The 18,467-nt window shown below is 74.3% G+C and carries 13 protein-coding genes; 10 read left to right on the top strand and 3 right to left on the bottom strand.

What is annotated here, in order from left to right:
- The first annotated feature begins 27 nt into the window (after positions 1-27).
- The 6 genes from AB0H87_RS04640 (at position 28) to AB0H87_RS04615 (ending at position 8,626) form a co-directional block, all read left to right on the top strand.
- Positions 28-729 carry a response regulator transcription factor gene (locus tag AB0H87_RS04640; RefSeq protein WP_203719077.1) on the top strand — a complete coding sequence of 234 codons (702 nt, stop codon included), beginning with the start codon at positions 28-30 and terminating at the stop codon, positions 727-729.
- Between the two features lie 8 nt (positions 730-737).
- On the top strand, positions 738-2,357 hold the full coding sequence (locus AB0H87_RS04635) for a HAMP domain-containing sensor histidine kinase (RefSeq protein ID WP_360139575.1): 1,620 nt from the start codon (positions 738-740) through the stop codon (positions 2,355-2,357).
- Between the two features lie 5 nt (positions 2,358-2,362).
- On the top strand, positions 2,363-3,868 hold the full coding sequence (locus tag AB0H87_RS04630; protein ID WP_360139572.1) for a trypsin-like peptidase domain-containing protein: 1,506 nt from the start codon (positions 2,363-2,365) through the stop codon (positions 3,866-3,868).
- Between the two features lie 258 nt (positions 3,869-4,126).
- Positions 4,127-7,528 carry a cyclic nucleotide-binding protein gene (locus AB0H87_RS04625; protein WP_360139569.1) on the top strand — a complete coding sequence of 1,134 codons (3,402 nt, stop codon included), beginning with the start codon at positions 4,127-4,129 and terminating at the stop codon, positions 7,526-7,528.
- Between the two features lie 69 nt (positions 7,529-7,597).
- Entirely contained in the window at positions 7,598-7,753 is a 156-nt protein-coding gene (locus AB0H87_RS04620; protein WP_360139566.1) for a hypothetical protein, read from the top strand.
- Between the two features lie 42 nt (positions 7,754-7,795).
- Complete coding sequence (locus AB0H87_RS04615) at positions 7,796-8,626, top strand: hypothetical protein (protein WP_360139563.1); 831 nt, start codon at positions 7,796-7,798, stop codon at positions 8,624-8,626.
- Here AB0H87_RS04615 and AB0H87_RS04610 read toward each other — a convergent pair.
- Both AB0H87_RS04610 and AB0H87_RS04605 read right to left on the bottom strand, forming a co-directional pair.
- The gene (locus AB0H87_RS04610) at positions 8,620-9,276 is read right to left on the bottom strand and encodes a response regulator transcription factor (protein WP_360139560.1); all 657 of its coding nucleotides are present in this window, start codon (positions 9,274-9,276) and stop codon (positions 8,620-8,622) included. The two genes, AB0H87_RS04615 and AB0H87_RS04610, sit on opposite strands and share 7 nt — an antisense overlap.
- A gap of 76 nt (positions 9,277-9,352) precedes the next feature.
- Positions 9,353-10,654, bottom strand: a complete 1,302-nt coding sequence (locus AB0H87_RS04605; RefSeq protein WP_360139557.1) for a sensor histidine kinase — start codon at positions 10,652-10,654, stop codon at positions 9,353-9,355.
- A gap of 152 nt (positions 10,655-10,806) precedes the next feature.
- Between AB0H87_RS04605 and AB0H87_RS04600 the strand changes: the two genes are divergently transcribed.
- Positions 10,807-12,078: an ABC transporter ATP-binding protein gene (locus tag AB0H87_RS04600; RefSeq protein ID WP_360139554.1), complete on the top strand. Its 1,272-nt coding sequence runs from the start codon at positions 10,807-10,809 to the stop codon at positions 12,076-12,078.
- On the opposite strand, the gene AB0H87_RS04595 is transcribed toward AB0H87_RS04600, so the two are convergent.
- Positions 12,043-13,623, bottom strand: a complete 1,581-nt coding sequence (locus tag AB0H87_RS04595) for a protein kinase (RefSeq protein WP_360139551.1) — start codon at positions 13,621-13,623, stop codon at positions 12,043-12,045. The genes AB0H87_RS04600 and AB0H87_RS04595 overlap by 36 nt on opposite strands.
- Positions 13,624-13,724: 101 nt before the next feature.
- Between AB0H87_RS04595 and AB0H87_RS04590 the strand changes: the two genes are divergently transcribed.
- The 3 genes from AB0H87_RS04590 to AB0H87_RS04580 all read left to right on the top strand — a co-directional run.
- Positions 13,725-14,573, top strand: coding sequence for a patatin-like phospholipase family protein (locus tag AB0H87_RS04590; protein WP_360139548.1), 849 nt, complete (start codon positions 13,725-13,727; stop codon positions 14,571-14,573).
- Positions 14,573-15,613, top strand: coding sequence for a lysophospholipid acyltransferase family protein (locus AB0H87_RS04585; RefSeq protein WP_360139545.1), 1,041 nt, complete (start codon positions 14,573-14,575; stop codon positions 15,611-15,613). The genes AB0H87_RS04590 and AB0H87_RS04585 overlap by 1 nt, the downstream gene beginning before the upstream one ends.
- 48 nt (positions 15,614-15,661) lie before the next feature.
- Positions 15,662-18,467, top strand: a 2,806-nt coding sequence (locus tag AB0H87_RS04580; protein WP_360139542.1) for a hypothetical protein, incomplete at its 3' end; no start/stop codon positions are given.

The following is an 18,467-nucleotide window of genomic DNA, read 5'->3' as shown; positions in this document are numbered from 1 at the left end:
TCAGCGGGCGGGGCAATGATGGGTGTCATGGCCGCACCACAGACCGAGGCACGCCTGCTGGTCGTCGAGGACGACCCCAACATCCTCGAGCTGCTCTCCGCCAGTCTCAAGTTCGCCGGCTTCGAGGTGAGCACGGCGACGAGCGGCAGCTCCGCCGTCAGCGCGGCCAAGGACCGCCGGCCGGACCTCGTGGTCCTCGACGTGATGCTGCCCGACCTCGACGGCTTCGAAGTGATAAGGCTGATGCGCGAGGGCGGCACGCGTACACCCGTGGTGTTTCTGACCGCCCGTGACGCCACCGACGACAAGATCCGCGGCCTCACGCTCGGTGGCGACGACTACGTCACCAAGCCGTTCAGCCTCGAGGAGCTGACCGCCCGCATCCGGGCCGTGCTGCGCCGCACCACGGCCGGCGACCAGAGCGCCTCCCGGCTCACCTTCGCCGACCTGGAGCTCGACGAGGAGACCCACGAGGTCTACCGCGCCGGCCAGCGGGTCCAGCTGTCCCCGACGGAGTTCAAGCTGCTGCGCTACCTGATGCTCAACGCCAATCGGGTGCTGTCCAAGGCGCAGATCCTCGACCACGTGTGGAACTACGACTTCCGCGGCGACGACAACATCGTGGAGAGCTACATCTCCTACCTGCGCCGCAAGATTGACAACGGTCAGCCGCGGTTGATCCACACCCTGCGTGGCGTCGGGTACGTTCTCCGCAAGCCGGCCGCCTAGGGGCGCCTGTGCTGGCTCCCCTGCGCGGCACACCGCTGCGCGTCAAACTCGTCGCCGCCGTGCTGGCGCTGGTCACGGCGGCCCTGCTGGTGATCGGTGCGGCCAGCACGTTCTTTCTGCGCAACTACCTGCTCGACCAGGTCGACGGCAACCTGCGCAGCCTCAACAACAACGTGCAGGCGCTGCTGCGGGACAACATCCAGTTCGCGGTGGGCGACAACGCGTTCGCGGTCGCCTCCACGCCGGCGCAGCCCACCCTCAACGACCTGAGCAGCCGGCCGAGCCAGCTGTTCACGCCCGACGGTCCCGACCTGCCGCAGAACTACAGCGGCCTCCAGCAGGCGCTGCGGCAGCACCAGAACGACCCGTACACCGTCAAGGCGATCGGCAGCCAGACCCGCTGGCGGGTGCTGATGGTGCAGCCGCAGGACAGCTCCGCGATCGTCGTGGTCGGCTTCAACCTCTCCGACGTCGACCACACCGTCAAACAGCTGCTCTGGATCGACGGCCTGGCGGGCGGCACGGTGCTGATCGTGCTGGCCACGCTCGGCGCCGCGATAGTCCGCAGCAACCTGAAACCGTTGCGGCAGATCGAGCGGACCACGGTCGCGATCGCGGCCGGTGACCTCAGCCAGCGCGTCCCCGATCCCGAGCCCGGCGTCGAGGAGCCCAAGACCGAGCTGGGCCGGCTGTCCCGCGCCCTGAACGCGATGCTCACCCAGATCGAGACCGCGTTCGCGGCACGGGCCGAGTCGGAGGCCGCCGCCCGGGACGCGGCGTTCGCCGCGCAGGCGTCGGAGTCGCGGGCGTTGCGCTCCGAGGAGCGGATGCGGCAGTTCGTCGCGGACGCCTCCCATGAGCTGCGTACGCCGCTGACGACGATCCGTGGCTTCGCCGAGCTCTACCGCCAGGGCGCCGCCGGGTCGCCCGACGACACCGCACGGCTGGTCCGTCGGATCGAGGACGAGGCCGCCAGGATGGGCCTCCTCGTGGAAGACCTGCTGCTGCTCGCCCGACTCGACCGGGAGCGACCGCTGTCGCTGTCCCCGGTGGAGCTGCGCGTGCTGGCCAGCGAGGCGGTGCAGGCCGCGCAGGCGATGGCGCCCGAGCGCGACATCTCGATCGAGGTGGCGCCGCGGGCCGGGCTGCTGGTCGTGCGGGCCGACGACGCCCGGCTGCGCCAGGTGCTGGGCAACCTGCTGACCAACGCGATCATCCACACGCCGCCGGACGCCGAGATCACCGTGCGGCTGCGCTCCGACGGTGGCTCGGCGATCGTCGAGGTGGTCGACACCGGCCAGGGTCTCCCGCCGGAGCAGGCGGAACGCGTCTTCGAGCGGTTCTACCGGGCGGACGCCGCGCGCCGGCGCGACCGCGAGGCCAACAGCACCGGTCTCGGGCTCGCGATCGTCGCGGCCCTGGTCCGCGCGCACGGCGGCACGGTCGAGGTCGACAGCGTGCCCGGCCAGGGCTCGACGTTCCGGGTCCGGCTGCCGCTGGCCGGCGGTGGTGACGACGACCACGACGAGCCGGACGGCTCCGGCGGCGACGGTGCGGGTCCGAACGGGCACTCTCAGACAACGCTCAGCCCAGCCCCAGGCGGGTCGCAGAGCGGTGCGGAAAGGTAATCGGCATGACCGAGCACGAAAGCGACCCCCGGCACGACCCCGCTCGGGGCACCGAACCGGACTCCGGGCCCGCTCCGGAGCAGCCGCGCCCGTACGGTGCCGAGCAGCCCACGGCGCACCAGCCCACCGTCCCCACCAACCCCCAGCCGGTCAGCGGCACCCCGGTGTCGGCACAGCCCACGGACGCGCCGCGCAGCCCCTGGCAGGCGCCGGCCCCGCAGTACCCGCAGGCGGGCTATCCGCAGGCGGGCTCGGGCTACCCGCACTACAGCTACCCGTCGGCGGGTGGCGGCTACGGCCAGCCTGGTCACCCCGGTGCCGGTGTCGGCGCGGGCGGCCAGCACGGGACACCGATCCCGTGGGCCGGCGGCGGTCCGGGCGCCCCGCCGCCTCCCGGCCAGCACTGGCAGCCGGCCCCCGGCCCGCAGCGCCCCACCCGGGTCGGCCGCTGGATCGCCGGCCTCGCCGTGGCGCTCGTGCTGCTGCTCGGCGCCGGCCTGCTCGGCGGCGTGATCGGCGCCGCGCTGCAGGGCAACGACAACGACAACGCCCGGGCCCGCGCGGCCGCGGCGCCGGTGGTCAACCGGTCGTCGCTCGCCGAAATCGCGCAGAAGGTCGAGCCGAGCATCGTCTCGGTCACCACCGGCAGCGGCGAGGGCTCCGGCGTGGTGCTCACCGACGACGGCTACGTGCTGACCAACAACCACGTCGTGGCCAGCGCGAGCGGCGACACCGTCCAGGTGGTCTTCGACAACGGCAAGCGCGCCAGCGCCACCATCGTCGGCACCGACCCGAAGAGCGACCTCGCCGTGGTCAAGGCGTCGGGCGTGTCGGGCCTGAGCCCGGCCAAGTTCGGCGACAGCGCCGCGGTGCAGGTCGGCGACACCGTGCTGGCCCTGGGCAGCCCGCTGGGCCTGCAGGGTTCCGTGACGGCCGGCATCATCAGCGCCAAGGACCGCACGATCCGCACCCAGTCCGAGCAGGAGCAGCAGCCGAACCCGTTCGGTGGTGGCGGCAGCCAGCAGCCGACCGCGACGTCGCTGTCCGGCCTGCTGCAGACCGACGCGCCGATCAACCCCGGCAACTCGGGCGGCGCGCTGGTCAACACGAACGGCGAGGTCATCGGCATCAACACGGCGATCGCCACCTCGGGCCAGGGCAACGGCAGCATCGGCGTCGGGTTCGCGATCCCGAGCGCCAAGGCCGAGCAGGTCGCCAACGCGCTGCGCACCGGCCAGAAGGTCTCGCACGCCGCGCTCGGCGTGCAGGTGGCCGACCAGGAGAACGGCAACGGCGCGATCGTCTCCGCCGTCACCCCGGACAGCGCGGCCGCCAAGGCCGGGCTGCAGCAGGGCGACGTCGTGACCAACTTCGGTGGCCAGGCGATCACCAGCTCCGACGAACTGGTCGCCGCGGTGCAGTCGCACAAGGTCGGTGACCAGGTGCAACTCACGTACACGCGGAACGGTTCGGAAAAGACCGCAACCGTGACGCTCACCGAAGCGTCATAACTGCTAGAGCGCACACCTGGGACTCGAAGTCCGCGTGACCCGCGGTGACGGTCCTCCTCCCAAATGGTGGCGGGTGGCACGGCCCTCGGGGGTTGGCTGTGTCACCCGCCGCCGCTATGTCTGCGGTTGGTGACGGGGCGGTGACGCCCGGCCGATTCCGCCTGTGAACGGGTGTCGGGTAGCGGACGCGGGGTCGAATACGATCGATGACCCGGCCTACTCTCCATCCCCGGTGGATGAGCCGGAGGGTGGGGCACCGTGACGGTCGTCGAGACCCGGGTGAGTGTGTGGGAGGCGCTGGCCGGGCGGGCGCCCGGGCAGCCGGTCGGCCCGCACGACCCCGGCATGTGGGCGGCCGTCGTCGAGCGGCTCAACCCGGCGCGGGCGCGGCCCGTGCTGCGGGACGGCATCGAGCAGGTCGACCTGGTCTCGGTGCGCGGTGTGCCCTACGTGATGCTCCGCTCGCCCGACGACCGCGGCGGGGCCTGCTACGTGCGGCTGACTCCCGAGGAGTGGCAGCTCGCGACGTTGATGGACGGCACGCGTACGGTCGCCCGCCTGGTCGCCGAGTTCGCCCGCATCGGTGGCCGCCTCGCTCCTGACCAGGTCACCCGGGTCGTGGCGGATCTGGCCGCCAACCGGATGCTGGCCGAGCTGCCGGTCGACGCGTTCAAGCCGCTCGCCCGCGTGCGCCGCCGGCCCTGGCCGCTGCGGATCGGGCGCACCCTGCTGGCCTTCGCGCAGGGCCGGCGCACGGTGGTCGCCAACGTCGACCCGCTGGTCTCCTTCCTCTACCGGGCCGGCGGGCGCTTCCTCTTCCACCGGGCCGTCGTCGCGCTGCTCGGCCTCGTCGCGGTGGCCGGCCTGGTGTCGTTCGGCTGGACCTGGTGGCACGGCGAAGAGGCGATCTTCCTGACCGGAGGCTCGTACGCGACGGGCGCCCTGGTCCTGCTCGGGCTCAACGTGCTCGCGCTGGCCTGTCACGAGCTCGGCCACGCGCTGGCCACCAAGCACGCCGGCCGCCGGGTGCCCGCGGCCGGCTTCCTCGTCTACTTCGGCATCCCCTCGGTCTTCGTCGACACCACCGACGTGTGGATGGCCGGCCGCCGGGCGCGGATGACCACCACGGCCGCCGGCCCCGCCGCGGGGCTCGTGCTGGCCGGCATCGTGGGGCTGGTCGGCGTCTTCGTGCCGGCGGCCGCGCCGTGGACCTTCAAGCTCGCCTTCGCCTGGTACCTCAACGCGCTGTTCAACCTCAACCCGTTCCTCGCCCTCGACGGCTACTACCTGCTGATGGACTGGCTGGAGATCCCCAACCTGCGGGCCCGGGGTCTCACCTATGTGGTCGGCCGGCTGCGGCGACGCCCACCCCGGTGGGCCGAGCTGGACCGCGAGGGTCGGCTGGTCGCGCTGTACGGGACCGTCGCCGTGCTCTGGGTGGCCATCGCGGTGAACCTGGGCTGGCGCATCTGGACCGACCGGGTCGCCGGGCTGGCCATCGGGCTGTGGCGCTCGGGCTGGCCCGCCCGGATCCTGCTCGCCGCCGTCATCTGCGGGCTCGCCGCGCCGCTGGTCTATCTCGCGTTCGGCTGGGCCGTTGGCCAGGTCCGCGCGCTGCGCCGCCGGCTCGAGCAGCGCCGCCGCGACCTGGACGCGCCGCGCCGGCTCGACGCGCTGCGGGCATCGGCGCTCGGCCGGCTCTCCGGCGCCGCGCTCGCCGACCTCGCCTCGACCGCCACCTGGGTCCGGCCGCGCACCGGACAGCAGCTGGTCGTCGCCGGTGCCGCCCAACGCGCCGTGTACGTCGTGGTCGACGGCGCCGTCGAGGCCCGCCGGCCCGACGACCCGTCGGGGCTGGTGCGCCAGCGGGTCGGCGCCGGCGGCCTGGTCGGGCTGGCCAGCGCGCTGAGCGGGGCGCCGGCCGCACTCACGTGGCACACCGCGGGCACCACCCTGCTGTCGCTGCCGTCGTCCTCGGTGTCCCGCGCGATCGGCCCGGTGCCCGGCCCGCCGCCCGCGGAGTGGGACCAGGCCGACCGGTTGTTCGCCGAGACGCCGGCACTGCAGTCGCTGTCCGCCGAGGACCGGATGGGGCTGGTCTCCGCGGCCCGGCTGGGCCTGCTCGCGCCCGGCGACCCGGTCACCCTGTCGGGCCCGACCGACGCCGTGGTCATCGAGTCGGGCAGCGTCGTGCTGCCGGACGGCACCGAGCTGCGCCGGGGCACCCTGATCGGCCCGATCGGCGACGGCCCCGGCGGGGTCGTGGCGACCGCGCGGACGCCGACCCGGCTGTGGTCGGTGCCGGCGTTGCCCGGCGTGCCGCTGCTGCTCGGCGCCTCTCCCGCGGTCGTCGCGTCGGCCGCCGGCGCGGGCCCGCGGGCCGGTGTGCACGCGACGGGCGGCTACCCGCCGCTGGCCGCGCCGCCCGGGCCGCCGCCGGTGATCGACGAGACCGTGGACGGCCGCTTCGAACGCCGGCTGTGGTGGTTGACCGCGCTGCTCCTGCTGCTCGCGCTGCTGCTCACCGCGTCGAACCTGCTTCCCGGGCCGGCCTGGGCCGAGATGCCGGCCGACCGGGCCCTGCTCGCGACCACCCGCGGCACGGCGGACGTCGACGTCAACGGGCGGCCGGTGAAGCTGACCTCGGGCGACAAGATCTACGTGACCGAGGGCGACCAGGTGCAGGTGCGCGACCGCTCGTCGGCGACCCTGACCTTCCGCGGCGGCGCGGTGACCGTGCTGTGCGCGGGCAGTGGCGTCTCGGTCGGTCCGCTGTGGAGCACGGGCGACCGGCGTACGCGGCCGCACGGCTCCCTACAGCTGGCCGACGGGCGGCTGCTGGTCGACACCGCGAGCACGAGCGGCACGTTCGAGGCGCTCGCCCTGTCGCTGGCGGCCGGCGGGACGCGGCTGAGCAACGAGGGGGAGGCCTGGTACCGGGCCAGCTCCGGCGGCGGCAGCATCGTCTCCGCGGGTGACGTGCGCGTGGACGGGCAGCTCCAGCCGGAGACCAACGCGCCGTTGGACTGCGGGGACGGACGTGAGGTGCCGCGGCCGGCCGGGCCGACCGAGGAGCCGCCGCCGAGCGAGGAGCCGAGCCCGACCGACTCGCCGTCGCCCTCCGCGACGCCGAGCGTCTCGCCGACCCCGCCCGCCGATCCGGACGACGACGATGACGACGACGGCACGGGCAACAATCCGCCGCCGGGTGGCAACCCGCCCGGCGGCAACCCGCCCGGAGGAAACCCACCAGGCGGAAATCCACCGGTGACCAACCCGCCGACGACGACTCCGCCGACCTCGCCGCCGACGAACGATCCTCCGTCGATAACCGGGCTGTCCGCCGATCCGGACTCGATCGACCGGGAGTGCCGCACTGACGGCAGCACAACCATCAGCTTCCGGGTCGTGGACGAGGATGTCGCGTCGGTGTCGACGTCGGCATCGTGGTCGATCGCCAAGTTTGACGAGAGCGGCTCCGTCGACCTCGGCAACGAGGGCGCCTCCTACGGCGGCCAGGTGACGGTGCCCTACACCGGCACGAACGCGCAGGGCGGCGCCGAAGTCTCCGTCACGGTCACCGTGGTCGACGATGCCAAGCAGAGTGACACCGCATCGATCTCGATCCCGCTCAACCCGTGTAGCTCGCCGCCCTCATAAGGAGATCAGGTGCTCTGTTGGTTTTGTCCTAAGTCGGCGCGGGGGTCGTGCCGGTTCTGTGGGCGCGGGGTGTGCGAGGACCACGCGCGGTTCGGGCCGTTCCTGCTGGAGGTGCACCGCTCCGAGACCCGCCGCCGCGCCGAGGGCCTGGTCGTCGAGGACGCCGTGCAGTGCGGCACCTGCCGCCCGCGCCCCCAGCCGGTGCCGATGCCGGAGCTCGACTGACGGCGCTACGGTAAGAGCGCGCGTCGATGGGAGGGGCCGGCGATGAGTGACTTCGACGAGGTTCTGGAGCGGTTGGTCGTCGACCCGGCGTTCGCGAGCGCGCTCGCGTCGGATCCGGGGCTGGCGCTGGCCAGCTACTCGCTCAGCGACGACGAGATCGCGCTCCTGCACACCCAGGTCGGCGGTGGGGCGTCCACGGAGCACGCGGTGGAGACCCGGGCCAACCAGTCGAGCACGTTCGGGCTGCTGGGCTCGATCGGCGGCCTGCTCGCCGCCGACGGCCCGGTCGCCGGCCCGACGGGTTTCGGGCACACGGCCGCCACCGGCTTCGGCGCCGTGGCGGGCCACGACGGCCTCGGCCCGGCGGCCCACGACGGTGCCAGCTTCGGCCCGTACGCGCAGGCCGAGGGCACACACGGCGGCATGGGCGGGTTGTCGGGCTTCGGCGACGAGATCGGCCAGGGCCTGCAGAACACCGGGCCGTCCGGCATCGACGGCATGGGCCCGGCGCCGTCGGCAGCGGGCGAAGCCACGTCCGGCTTCGGCCCGGCCCCGACCGCCGACGACGGGCTCCCGGGTGGCGGTCTCGACAAGGTCAGCACCGCACCGCCGGAGGGCTACCACACCCGGGTCGACGTCGACGGTGACGGCGACTGGGACAGGCACGTGCTGCTCGGCCGCTCCGACGGCGGGGTCGACATCCTGGTCGACAAGGACCGCGACGGCCGGATCGACTTCGTCGGCCACGACACCGACGCGGACGGCCTGGTCAACTCGGCGGACTACGACAAGGACGGCGACGGCGTCTTCGAGAAGACGATGTACGACGACAACGGCGACGGCTGGATGGACCGCACCGTCCACCATCACTGAGCGCTGCGTAGGTAGGTGAGGACGGCAACCACGCGCCGGTTGCGGTCGTCGTCGGGCGGCAGGTCGAGCTTGGCCAGGATGTTGCCGACGTGCTTGCCGACCGCGGCCTCGGAGACGACCAACAGCCGGGCGATCGCGGCGTTGGAGTGCCCTTCGGCGACGAGTTGCAGGACCTCCCGCTCCCGGTTGGACAGCTTGGCCAACGGATCGCGCCGCCGCCGCACGAGCTGCGCCACGACCTGCGGATCCACCACGGTCCCACCGCCGGCCACCTGCCGCAGCGCGGCGACGAAGTCCTCGATGTCGACCACCCGGTCCTTCAGCAGGTATCCGACGCCCCGCCCGTCCCCGGAATCGAGCAGGTCGGCGGCATAGCTCTGCTGCACGTACTGACTGAGTGCCACCACCGGCAGCCCCGCGTGCCGGCGCCGGAGCGCGACCGCGGCGCGTAGGCCCTCGTCGGTGAACCCGGGCGGCATCCGTACGTCGGTGACGACCAGGTCAGGCACCTCGGCCTCGACAGCGGCGACCAACGCCGTGGCGTCCCCGACCGCGGCGGTCACGCTGAACCCGAACCGATCGAGAATGCTGGTCAACCCCTCCCGCAACAGCGTCCCGTCCTCGGCCAGCACGGTCCGGATCACCGACATGACACCTCCCCATCAGCCACGGACTCGATCATCGGGTCGGCGGTTTCCCGGTCAACCGCTGGGCGGGCGGTCGCGGTCATCGCCACGGCAGTTCGGCGCGGAGGAGCGTCGGGCCGCCCGGCGGGCTGGACAGGCGGGTCGTGCCGCCGACGGCGGCAACGCGGTCGGCCAGGCCCGTCAGGCCGCTGCCGGCCGTCGGGTCCGCGCCGCCCTGGCCGTCGTCGGTCACCTCGACGATCAGGGTGCGGCCGTCGCGCACCGCGGCCACCCGGACCGTGGCCGCGTCGCTGTGTTTGGCGACGTTGCCCAGGGCCTCCGCCACCACGAAGTAGGCCGTCGACTCGACGTGCTCCGGCGGGCGGGCCGGTAGGTCGATCGCGACCGTCACCGGGACCGTCGAGCGGTCGGCCAGTTCGCGGACCGCCGCGCCCAGGCCGCTGTCGGTCAGGACCTGCGGGTGGATGCCGCGGATCAGCTCGCGTAGCTCCGCCATCAGTTGTTTGGCCTGGTCGTGGGCCACGCCGACGCTGTGGGCGGCCGGGCTGTCCGGTGGTAGGTCCAGCTGGGCCACGCCGAGTTGCAGGGTCAGGCTGACCAGACGTTGCTGCGCGCCGTCGTGCAGGTCGCGTTCGATGCGGCGGCGCTCCGCGCTGAAGCCGTCGACCAGGCGGGCCCGGGAGCTGACCACCTCGGCCAGGCGGGTGCGCGCCTGCTCGTCGGCGCCGCCGAGCAGCACCCGGGCCAGCGCGCCGTGTGCGCCCGCGACCAGGCCGAACAGGTAGGGCACCGCGGGCAGCAGGACCAGGCCGAGCAACGCGTAGGGCAGCGCCTCCTCGGGTGTGTCGACGGCGGCCCGGCCGAGCGTGATCGGGTCGCCGGCCGAGACGATGAACGGGCTGAACAGCAGCGCGACCTCGAGCAGCAGGGCGATGCCCGTGACGAAGTAGACCAGCGGCACCACCGAGCTCAGGGCGAAGCCGTAGACCACCGCCCGCCAGGTGGCCGCGTCGGTGTAGCGATCGCGTAGCCAGCGCCACCAGCGGCCCGGCGCCGGCGGTGGTAGACCCGGTAGGTGGCGGTCGTCGACCAGGCGCAGCCGGAACCGCTCGACGGCGGCCAGCACGACCGCGCCGACCGGGGCGACCGTGGCCAGCAGCACCGTGCCGGAGATGACCAGCAGCGCGAACTGGTTGCCGGACAGGTCGACGCCGTGGCGGATCACGCGGTCCGCGGCGATCACCCAGGGCAGCGCGACGGTGCCGAACACCAGCGTCGCCACGAAGCCGACCGGGGCGGTGCTGATCAGGTAGCCCAGCGACCGCCAGGGCCAGGCGGTGCGCAGGAAGGTGGGTTTGGCGAGGGCTCGCAACGCGGTCATGGCGAAGACGCTAGTGAGGGACGGCCGGCGGCGCCCTACCCCTGTGGATAACTCGGAGGTAGTGCTGGACCTACTCCCCGTACAAGTCCGAGATTGCTCTGGTGTTGATGGTCATCGACGTTTCACCATTGCGGGTGAGGAGGTGTTCGCCGGTGGTCGCCATCGCCACGGAGCTGTTGACCAAGGTGTTCGACGACGGCACGGTCGCGGTCGACCGGGTCAGCCTCCAGGCCGCGCCAGGCGAGTTCCTGGTGTTGCTCGGGCCGACCGGTTGCGGCAAGTCGACGATCCTGCGGCTGGTCGCGGGGCTGGAGGCGCCGACCTCCGGGCACGTGCTGATCGACGGCGAGGCGGTCGACCACCTGCCGTCCCGCGAGCGCCGGCTGGCGATGGTGTTCCAGGACTACGCGCTCTATCCGCACCTGACCGTCGCGCAGAACATCGGCTTCCCACTGCGGGTCCGGCACGAGACGCCGACCGACGTGTCCAGCCGGGTCGGCGAGGTCGCCGACCAGCTCGGCATCACCCCGCTGCTGCGCAAGCTGCCCGGCGCGCTCTCCGGCGGCGAACGGCAGCGGGTGGCCATGGCCCGGGCGATCATCCGCCGGCCGCACGGGTTCCTGCTCGACGAGCCGCTGTCCAACCTGGACGCCGGGCTGCGGGCGGAGCTGCGCTCCGACGTGGCCGCGTTGGCTCGCCGGCTCGGCGTGACCACCATCTACGTCACCCACGACCAGGCCGAGGCGATGACGATGGCCGACCGGGTCGCGGTGCTGCGCCGCGGCGTGCTGCAGCAGGTCGGGCCGCCGGAACAGGTCTACAACGACCCGGCGACGCTGTTCGTGGCCGCGTTCCTCGGCACGCCGCGCACGAGCCTGCTGGAGGGCGCGGTCTACGCGGACGGCGACCGGGTGGTGATCGACCTCGGCTCGCAGGTCGTGGAGCTGCCGGCCGACCATCCCGTGCGGTCGCGGCACACCGACCGGGTCAGCGTCGCGTTGCGCGCCGACGCGCTCTCGATCGCGCCCGCCGGCCATCAGGGGCCCGCGCTGGCCGGCACCGTGCGCCGGGTCGAGCACCTCGGGCACGAGGCGCTGGTGCACGTGGACACCGGCGCGCTGCCCACCTCGACCGAGCGGTCCCGGCTGGAGCTGCCCGGGCCGCAGGCGGCGGCGCTGATGCGGGAGGCGCCGAGGCCCACGGCAGCGCGCACCGAATACGGCTTCTATCCGGCGTATGACCCGGAGCTGCCCGGCGAGCCACCACCCGTCGGTGAGGTCGTGGTGCGGGTGCCCGCCGTCGGCCTGCCGCGTCGGGACGAGACCCTGCGGCTGGCCGTCGACCTCGACCGGCTGCTGCTGTTCGACCGGGTGGGTGCGCGGATCCGGCTAGCCGGCCGGGAAGCCGGCCAGGGCGACGTCTAGGCGCTCCGCGTACGGGCCGCTGATCGCGCCCTCGCCCGCGCGGACCGCGACCTTCTCGCGCAGCTGGGTGACCCGGTCCGCGCGGGTCTCCGCCGTGTGCAGCTCGCGCAGGAGGTTGCGCAGGTCGACGGCGGTGTCCTTGCGGATGTCGCCGGCCTGCTGCCCCTCGGCGATCACGCCCTCGACGCGGCGCAGCGCCTCGCCGATCGAGGTCGGTGGGGCGGGGGTCGGAGGCGCGGTGATCGGCGCGGGCGGTGACGTGGTCGGCGGCGGGGTCGCCGGCGCGGCCACGTGGGGACTGTCGTCGCGGAACAACGGGACCAGGGCCGCGGTGCCGAGCGCGAGCACGGCGGCGATCGCGGCCACGACCAGGGCGGGCCGCCGGCGCGACCCGGCCGGTTCGGCGGCCACCGCGGGCGGCGCGACCGGGCCGGTTGTTGGCCGCTGCCCGCGCGCGGGCGCCGGGTCGTGCCGTGGCGCCGGATCCGTCCCGGGCGCCGTTCCGGGCGCGGCCCCGGGCGTGGGAGCCGGTTGCGGGCCGGACGCCGCCGCGCCCGGCGCGGACTCTGGTCCGGACGCCGCTAGACCGGGCGCGAACGCCGGTCCAGGCGCCGCTAGGTCGGGCGCGAACGCCGGTCCAGGCGCCGCCGCCGGGTCGGGCGCTGGCGCCGGCCCGGACGTTGCAGCCGTATCGGTTGCCGCCGCCGGCTCCGGTTGCGCCATCGCCGCCCGCAGCTCACGGGCCGCGATGTGCGCGGTCGGCCGATCCAGTGGGTCGCGGGCCAGCAACCGCATGCACAGCCCGGCCACGACCGGCGGCAAGCCAGGCACCTCCGGCGGTGCCAACCCGTTGTCGGCCTGCAGCGCCCGGGTCAGGTCCTCCCAGGTCTCGGCCGGCAGCGGCACGCGACCGGTGAGCGTCTCGTACAACAGCACCCCGAGCGCGTAGCTGTCCGTCGCCGGCTGTGCGGGCGTGCCGTCGAGCCGCTCGGGCGCCACGTACGCCGGTGTCCCGAACGTCTCTCCGTCCGCGTCCTCGTCCGGCGCTCCGATCCGGGTCGCGATGCCGAAGTCGAGCACCTTCGCCCCGGTCGGCGTGAGCATCACGTTGGCCGGCGTGACGTCACGGTGCACGATGCCGAGCCGGTGCGCCGCGGCCAGCGCCGAGGCCACCTCCGCGCACACCCGCACCGCCTCCGGCCAGGGCAGCGGCCCCGCGGTCAGCCGGGCCTCCAGCTCCTCGCCGGTGAGCAGTTCCAGCACCACGAACGCGGTGACCGTGCCGTCGGGCGTCACCGTCTCGGCGTAGTCGTGCACGGTCGCCACGTGCGGATGCACCAGCTGGGCGGCGGCCCGGGCCTCGTCGCGGACCATGTCGCGGAAGCGCGCGTCGGCGGCGAGCGCGGCGGAGAGGACCTTGACCGCCACCGTGCGGTCGAGCACCTCGTCGCGGGCCCGCCAGATGACCGACATGCCGCCCGCGCCGACCCGGTCGATCAGCCGGTAGCGACGGGCGAGGAGGGCGCCCGGGGTGAGCGTGGACATGGAGTCTGCACCTGCCGGCAGTGGGGGGATCGATTCAATCTCGGCGATGCCTCGTGGCTTGTCAACCGGAAGCGGCAACGCCGCCGTGCCAGGATGATGGTGTGGGCGGTGGACGGGTGGCATTCGTGCTGGGTGGCGGCGGTGTGCTGGGTGCCGTCGAGGTCGGCATGCTGCGCGCGCTGTTCCGCGCCGACATCAAGCCCGACCTCGTGATCGGCACCTCGATCGGCGCCGTCAACGGCGCGATGGTCGCCGCCGACCCGACCGAGGCCGTGACGGACCGCCTGGTCCGACTGTGGGCTAGCCCCGAGGCGAGCGAGGTGTACGGCGACTCGGTCGCCCGGCAGCTGCGTCGCTTCGCCGCGCGTACCCACCTGCACTCGCCGCGCCCGCTGCGCCGGCTGCTGGAGCGCGAGCTCGGCGAGGAGACCACGTTCGAGGAGCTGAAGATCCCGTTCCGGTGCTGCGCGGCGAGCATCGAGCGGGCCGCCGAGCACTGGTTCTCCAGCGGCCCGCTGGTCGACGCGGTGCTGGCCAGCGCGAGCGTGCCCGGCCTGCTGCCGCCGGCCCAGATCGGGGAGGAGCACTACGTGGACGGCGGGATCGTGAACTCGATCCCGATCGGGGAGGCGGTCAGCAGTGGTGCACGGCACATTTTCGTGCTCCAGGTCGGCCGGATCGAGCGCGCGCTGACGCCTCCGCGCCGGCCGTGGGAGGTGGCCCAGGTGGCTTTCGAGATCGCGCGGCGGCACCGTTTCGCACGTGAGCTGGCGGCGCTGCCCGACGATGTACATGTGCACGTGCTTCCAACAGGGGGCCTGGAGCCCCGCGACGACACACCCTGGGCCTACCGCGACATGGCCGCGGTCGGCCGCCGGATCAGCCGTGCGTACACGGCGTCCCGGCGCTATCTCGCCCAGCATCCGTCGGCCGGCCGGGACGACGGCTGATGCCGCCCCCGCCCCGCTGGCTGCGCCGGATCGTGCTCGCGCCGCTGGTCATCGCGTTCGCCGTGGTGCTGCTGACCACGCTGCCGGCCTGGTTGCTGCTCGCCTCGGCGGCGTCGCCACTGGTGCCCGGCCGGTTGCGCCCGCTGCGGGTGATCTGGCTCGGCACCGTGTACGTCGTCTGGGACGCCGTTGCCCTGATCACCCTGTTCGCGCTCTGGCTGGCGTCCGGCTTCGGCTGGAAGGTGCGCTCGCCGGCCTTCCAGCGCGCGCACTACGTACTCACCGGAGCGTTTCTGCGTTTCCTCTTCGCGCAGGCCCAGTGGACGCTCAAGCTGCGGCTCGACATCGCGGGCAGTGACCCCGACACCGCCCAGCCTGGGCGGCCCGAGCTGGTGGTCTGCCGGCACGCCGGTCCCGGTGACTCGTTCGTGCTCGTGCACGCGCTGGTCAACTGGTTCGACCGGGAGCCGCGGATCGTGCTCAAGGACAGCCTCCAGTGGGATCCGGCGGTCGACGTGATGCTCAACCGCCTGCCGAACCGGTTCATCGCGCCGCAGCGCGACCCCGACGGGCTGGAGAAGCTCGTCGGCAACCTGGCGGTCGGCCTCGACGAGAACGACGCGTTCGTGATCTTCCCGGAGGGCGGCAACTTCACCCCGCGCCGGCGCATCCGGGCGATCGAGCTGCTCCGCGCCCGCGGCCTGCACCGGATGGCGGCGAAGGCGGAGAAGATGCGCAACGTGCTCGCGCCGCGCCCGGGCGGCCTGCTCGCCGCGATGGACGCCGCGCCCGACGCCGGCGTCATCTTCGTGGCGCACACCGGCCTCGACCGGATGCTCACCGTCGGCGACGTCTGGCGTGAGCTACCGATGGACAAGCGACTCACGATGCGGTTCTGGTCGGTGCCGCCGGAAGAGGTTCCCCAGGATCGGGAGCAGCGGATCGAGTGGCTCTACGACTGGTGGGCCAAGATCGACGCGTGGATCGAGGAGAACCGGGCGATCGTGGCCCCGCCTGAACAACACCTGACAGCCACCTGAGTACGCGCACTCTGTGGCGCACGCGTCCGGCCGAGCAGGATCCGGAGCGTGACCTATCCGTGCCCGTCCTGCCAGGCGCCGGCGACGCTGGCGACCGGCTGTCCCAACTGCGGCCGGGGCCCTGACCCCGACGCCGCCGAGGTGGTGCGGCTCAACGCCGAGTTGGCCGAGCTGAGCGGTCCGCTGGAGGAGGCGCGCCGCACCTACAGCGACCTGTCGGCGCGGTACGCGACGGTGCACCGGCGCCGGGAGGAGGCGGCCGCGCGGGTCCGGGCGGCGACGTTCCTCGCCCCGGCGCCCGCACCGGCCGTGCCCGCGCCGCGGCTGGAACAGGACGAGACCAGCCGGCGTACGGCGCAGAACGTGCTGTTCGTGCTCGGCGGCCTGCTGGTCGGCGCGGCCGCGATCGTGTTCACCGGTGTGGCCTGGGCGACGTACGGCTTCGGCGCGCGGGCGGTGATCCTCGCCGTGTTCACCGCGCTGGTGCTCGCCGTGCCCCCGTTGACGGCGCGCCGGGGGCTGCGCTCGACCGCCGAGACGTTCGCGGCGCTCGGCATGCTGCTGGTGCTGCTCGACGGCTACGCCGCGTGGTACGTGGACCTGCTCGGCCTCGCCGGCGTCGACGGCACCGCCTACGGCGCGATCGTCTGCGCCGTGACCGCCGCGGCCGGCGTCGGATACGGGCGGCTGACCGGCCTGGTCGCGCCCCGAGTGGGCGCGTTCGTGGTGGCGCAGCCGGTGCTGCCGCTGCTCGCCGCGTGGCTCGACGTGCCGGCCGCGGGCTGGGCGCTGGCCTTCGCGGCCACGGCGGGGGCCGATCTCGTGCTGGTCCGGTTCGGTGACCGGTGGGCGCGGGTCGCGGCGTGGATCGGCTTCGGGTGCGCACAGGTGGCATCGGGGGTGTGCGCACTCGGAGCGCTGTTGTTCGACGACCGCACGCCGGCCGTGCTCACCGGCCTGCCGACGCTGCTGGTGGCGGTGCTGCTGGCGGCGGCGGGCCCGGTCGGCCGGGTGCGGTGGCTCGGCGTCGTGGGCGCGGCCACCGTGCCCTCGGCGGTCGCGGTGGCCGTGCTCCGGCCGGTGGCCGAGCTGCGCTGGTCGGTGCTGATGGTCGTGGCCGGCGCGGTCGTGCTCGCGATCGCGCTCGTGGTGCTGCGGCTGCGCGTCGCCCGGCTGGGCGCCGTCATCACGACCGGCGTCTTCCTGTTGGCGCCGGGCTTGACGGCGCTGGCGGTCGCGGTGAGCACTGTGGACGGTTCGTTGCCGCCGTTGCGGGCCACCGGCGCGGGTGGGCTGCCTGGCGACTGGCAGTTGCCGGTCGCGCTCGTGCTGGGTGCGGCGGCGCTCGCGTTGCTGGTGTCGCCGGCGGGACGGGTGGCGGCCATCGCGGGCGGCGGCCTGCTCGCGGCGCTCGCCCTGCCGACGGCGGTGGCGCTGCCCTGGTGGGCGGTGTCCACCATGGACCTGGCTGTGGCGGCGGCCCTGGTGCTCGTCGCCCGGCCGGCGTTGGTGTTGACGCTGGCGGCCGCCGTGCTGACGGTCCACGGCGTGGTGGTCGGCCTGGCTCGGCCATGGTCGACGGCGGCGGTGTTCGGCGCGCTGGTGGTGCTGGGCGCGGCCGCGGCGCTGCGCGGGCGGCGCGGGGCCGCGTGGTGGTGCGCGGTGGGGCTCGCGGCGGTCCCGGCCGCCGTCGCCGCGACCGTGTACGCGGCCGGTGCCGGCGGCCCCTGGCCGGCCCGGGCGGGCCTGGCGGCCGTCGTGGTGCCGCTGACCGCGACGGTGCTGTACGGACGGTCGCGGCGCCGTTCCGGGTACGCGTCACCGGCGGCCGTCGCCCTGGCCGCCTCCGCGGCCGTGGCCGGCGCGTGGCCGGCACAGTCCGAGCCGGCGGGTGTCCATCCCTCGGCGGCCCTGCTCGTGTTGGCGATCGCGCTGCTCGGCCGGCCGGCGGCGATGGCCCGGGCGGCGGTCGGGGTGGCGGCGGTCCCGGTCGCGGGCCTGTCGCTGTTGGCGGCGGCGCCGGCGCTGGGCGCGGTGCTGTTCGCGCCCTACACGTGGTGGGAGGAGGCCTGGACGGGCGCGCCGTCGGGCACGGGCCTGACCCCGTCGGGGCTGCTCGAGATCGCCCCCGGCCCCGCGGCGACGCTGCTGATCCTGGCGGCCGCGGCGCTGACCTTGACGTGGCATTCGCCGGGGCTCGCCGAGCGGGCGGCGGGGGATGGCGGCCGCGGTCCGTCGGCCACCGGCGACGATCGGCGGGCGCTCAGCACGGAAGGGCGCCAGGCGGCCGCGACAGGTGGCGACGTTTCGGACCGCGGCGAAGACCACGATGCGCCGGACGGTCCGGTCGCCGGCGAGAGGGGCGTCGGAGCTGAGCCGACGGATGCCGCTGACGAGGAGGGGCGATCAGCGGCTGTTCCCGGCCCGGTTGGGGGTGGGGTCCGGGGGGAGGCGGCGAGGCCGGTCGGTCTCGCCGCCTACCGGGCCGTCCTGGCCGCGCTGGCCGGCTTCCTAGCGGTCGGCGGCCTGCTGGCCGTCCTGGTGGCCGCGGCCGTGCCGTGGCCCGTGGTGCCGGCGGTCACCCTCGCCGCGGGCATCGGTTGGGCGGTCACGGCCGCCCTGCGCCCGATCGGCGTCGCGGCCGTCGCGCCGGTGCTGCTCCTGGCCGGGGCCGGCGTGTCCGGCCTGCTGCCGACCGAGCCCTCGACCCTCGGCGCCCTGGGCGCGCTGATCGCCGCCGGCGCCGTGGCGGGCGCGGCCTACCTCGACATGGCGATGTCGCTGTCGCAGCCGCACCCGACGGAGCCCTACGCGTCGACGGGCGTGGTGCTCGGCGCCGCACAGTTCGCCACCG

This window comes from Asanoa sp. NPDC050611 (genome assembly GCF_040654855.1).
Lineage (GTDB): Bacteria > Actinomycetota > Actinomycetes > Mycobacteriales > Micromonosporaceae > Asanoa.
The sequence above is the reverse complement of the archived record's forward strand: the minus strand, read 5'-3'. Positions and strand labels throughout refer to the sequence as shown.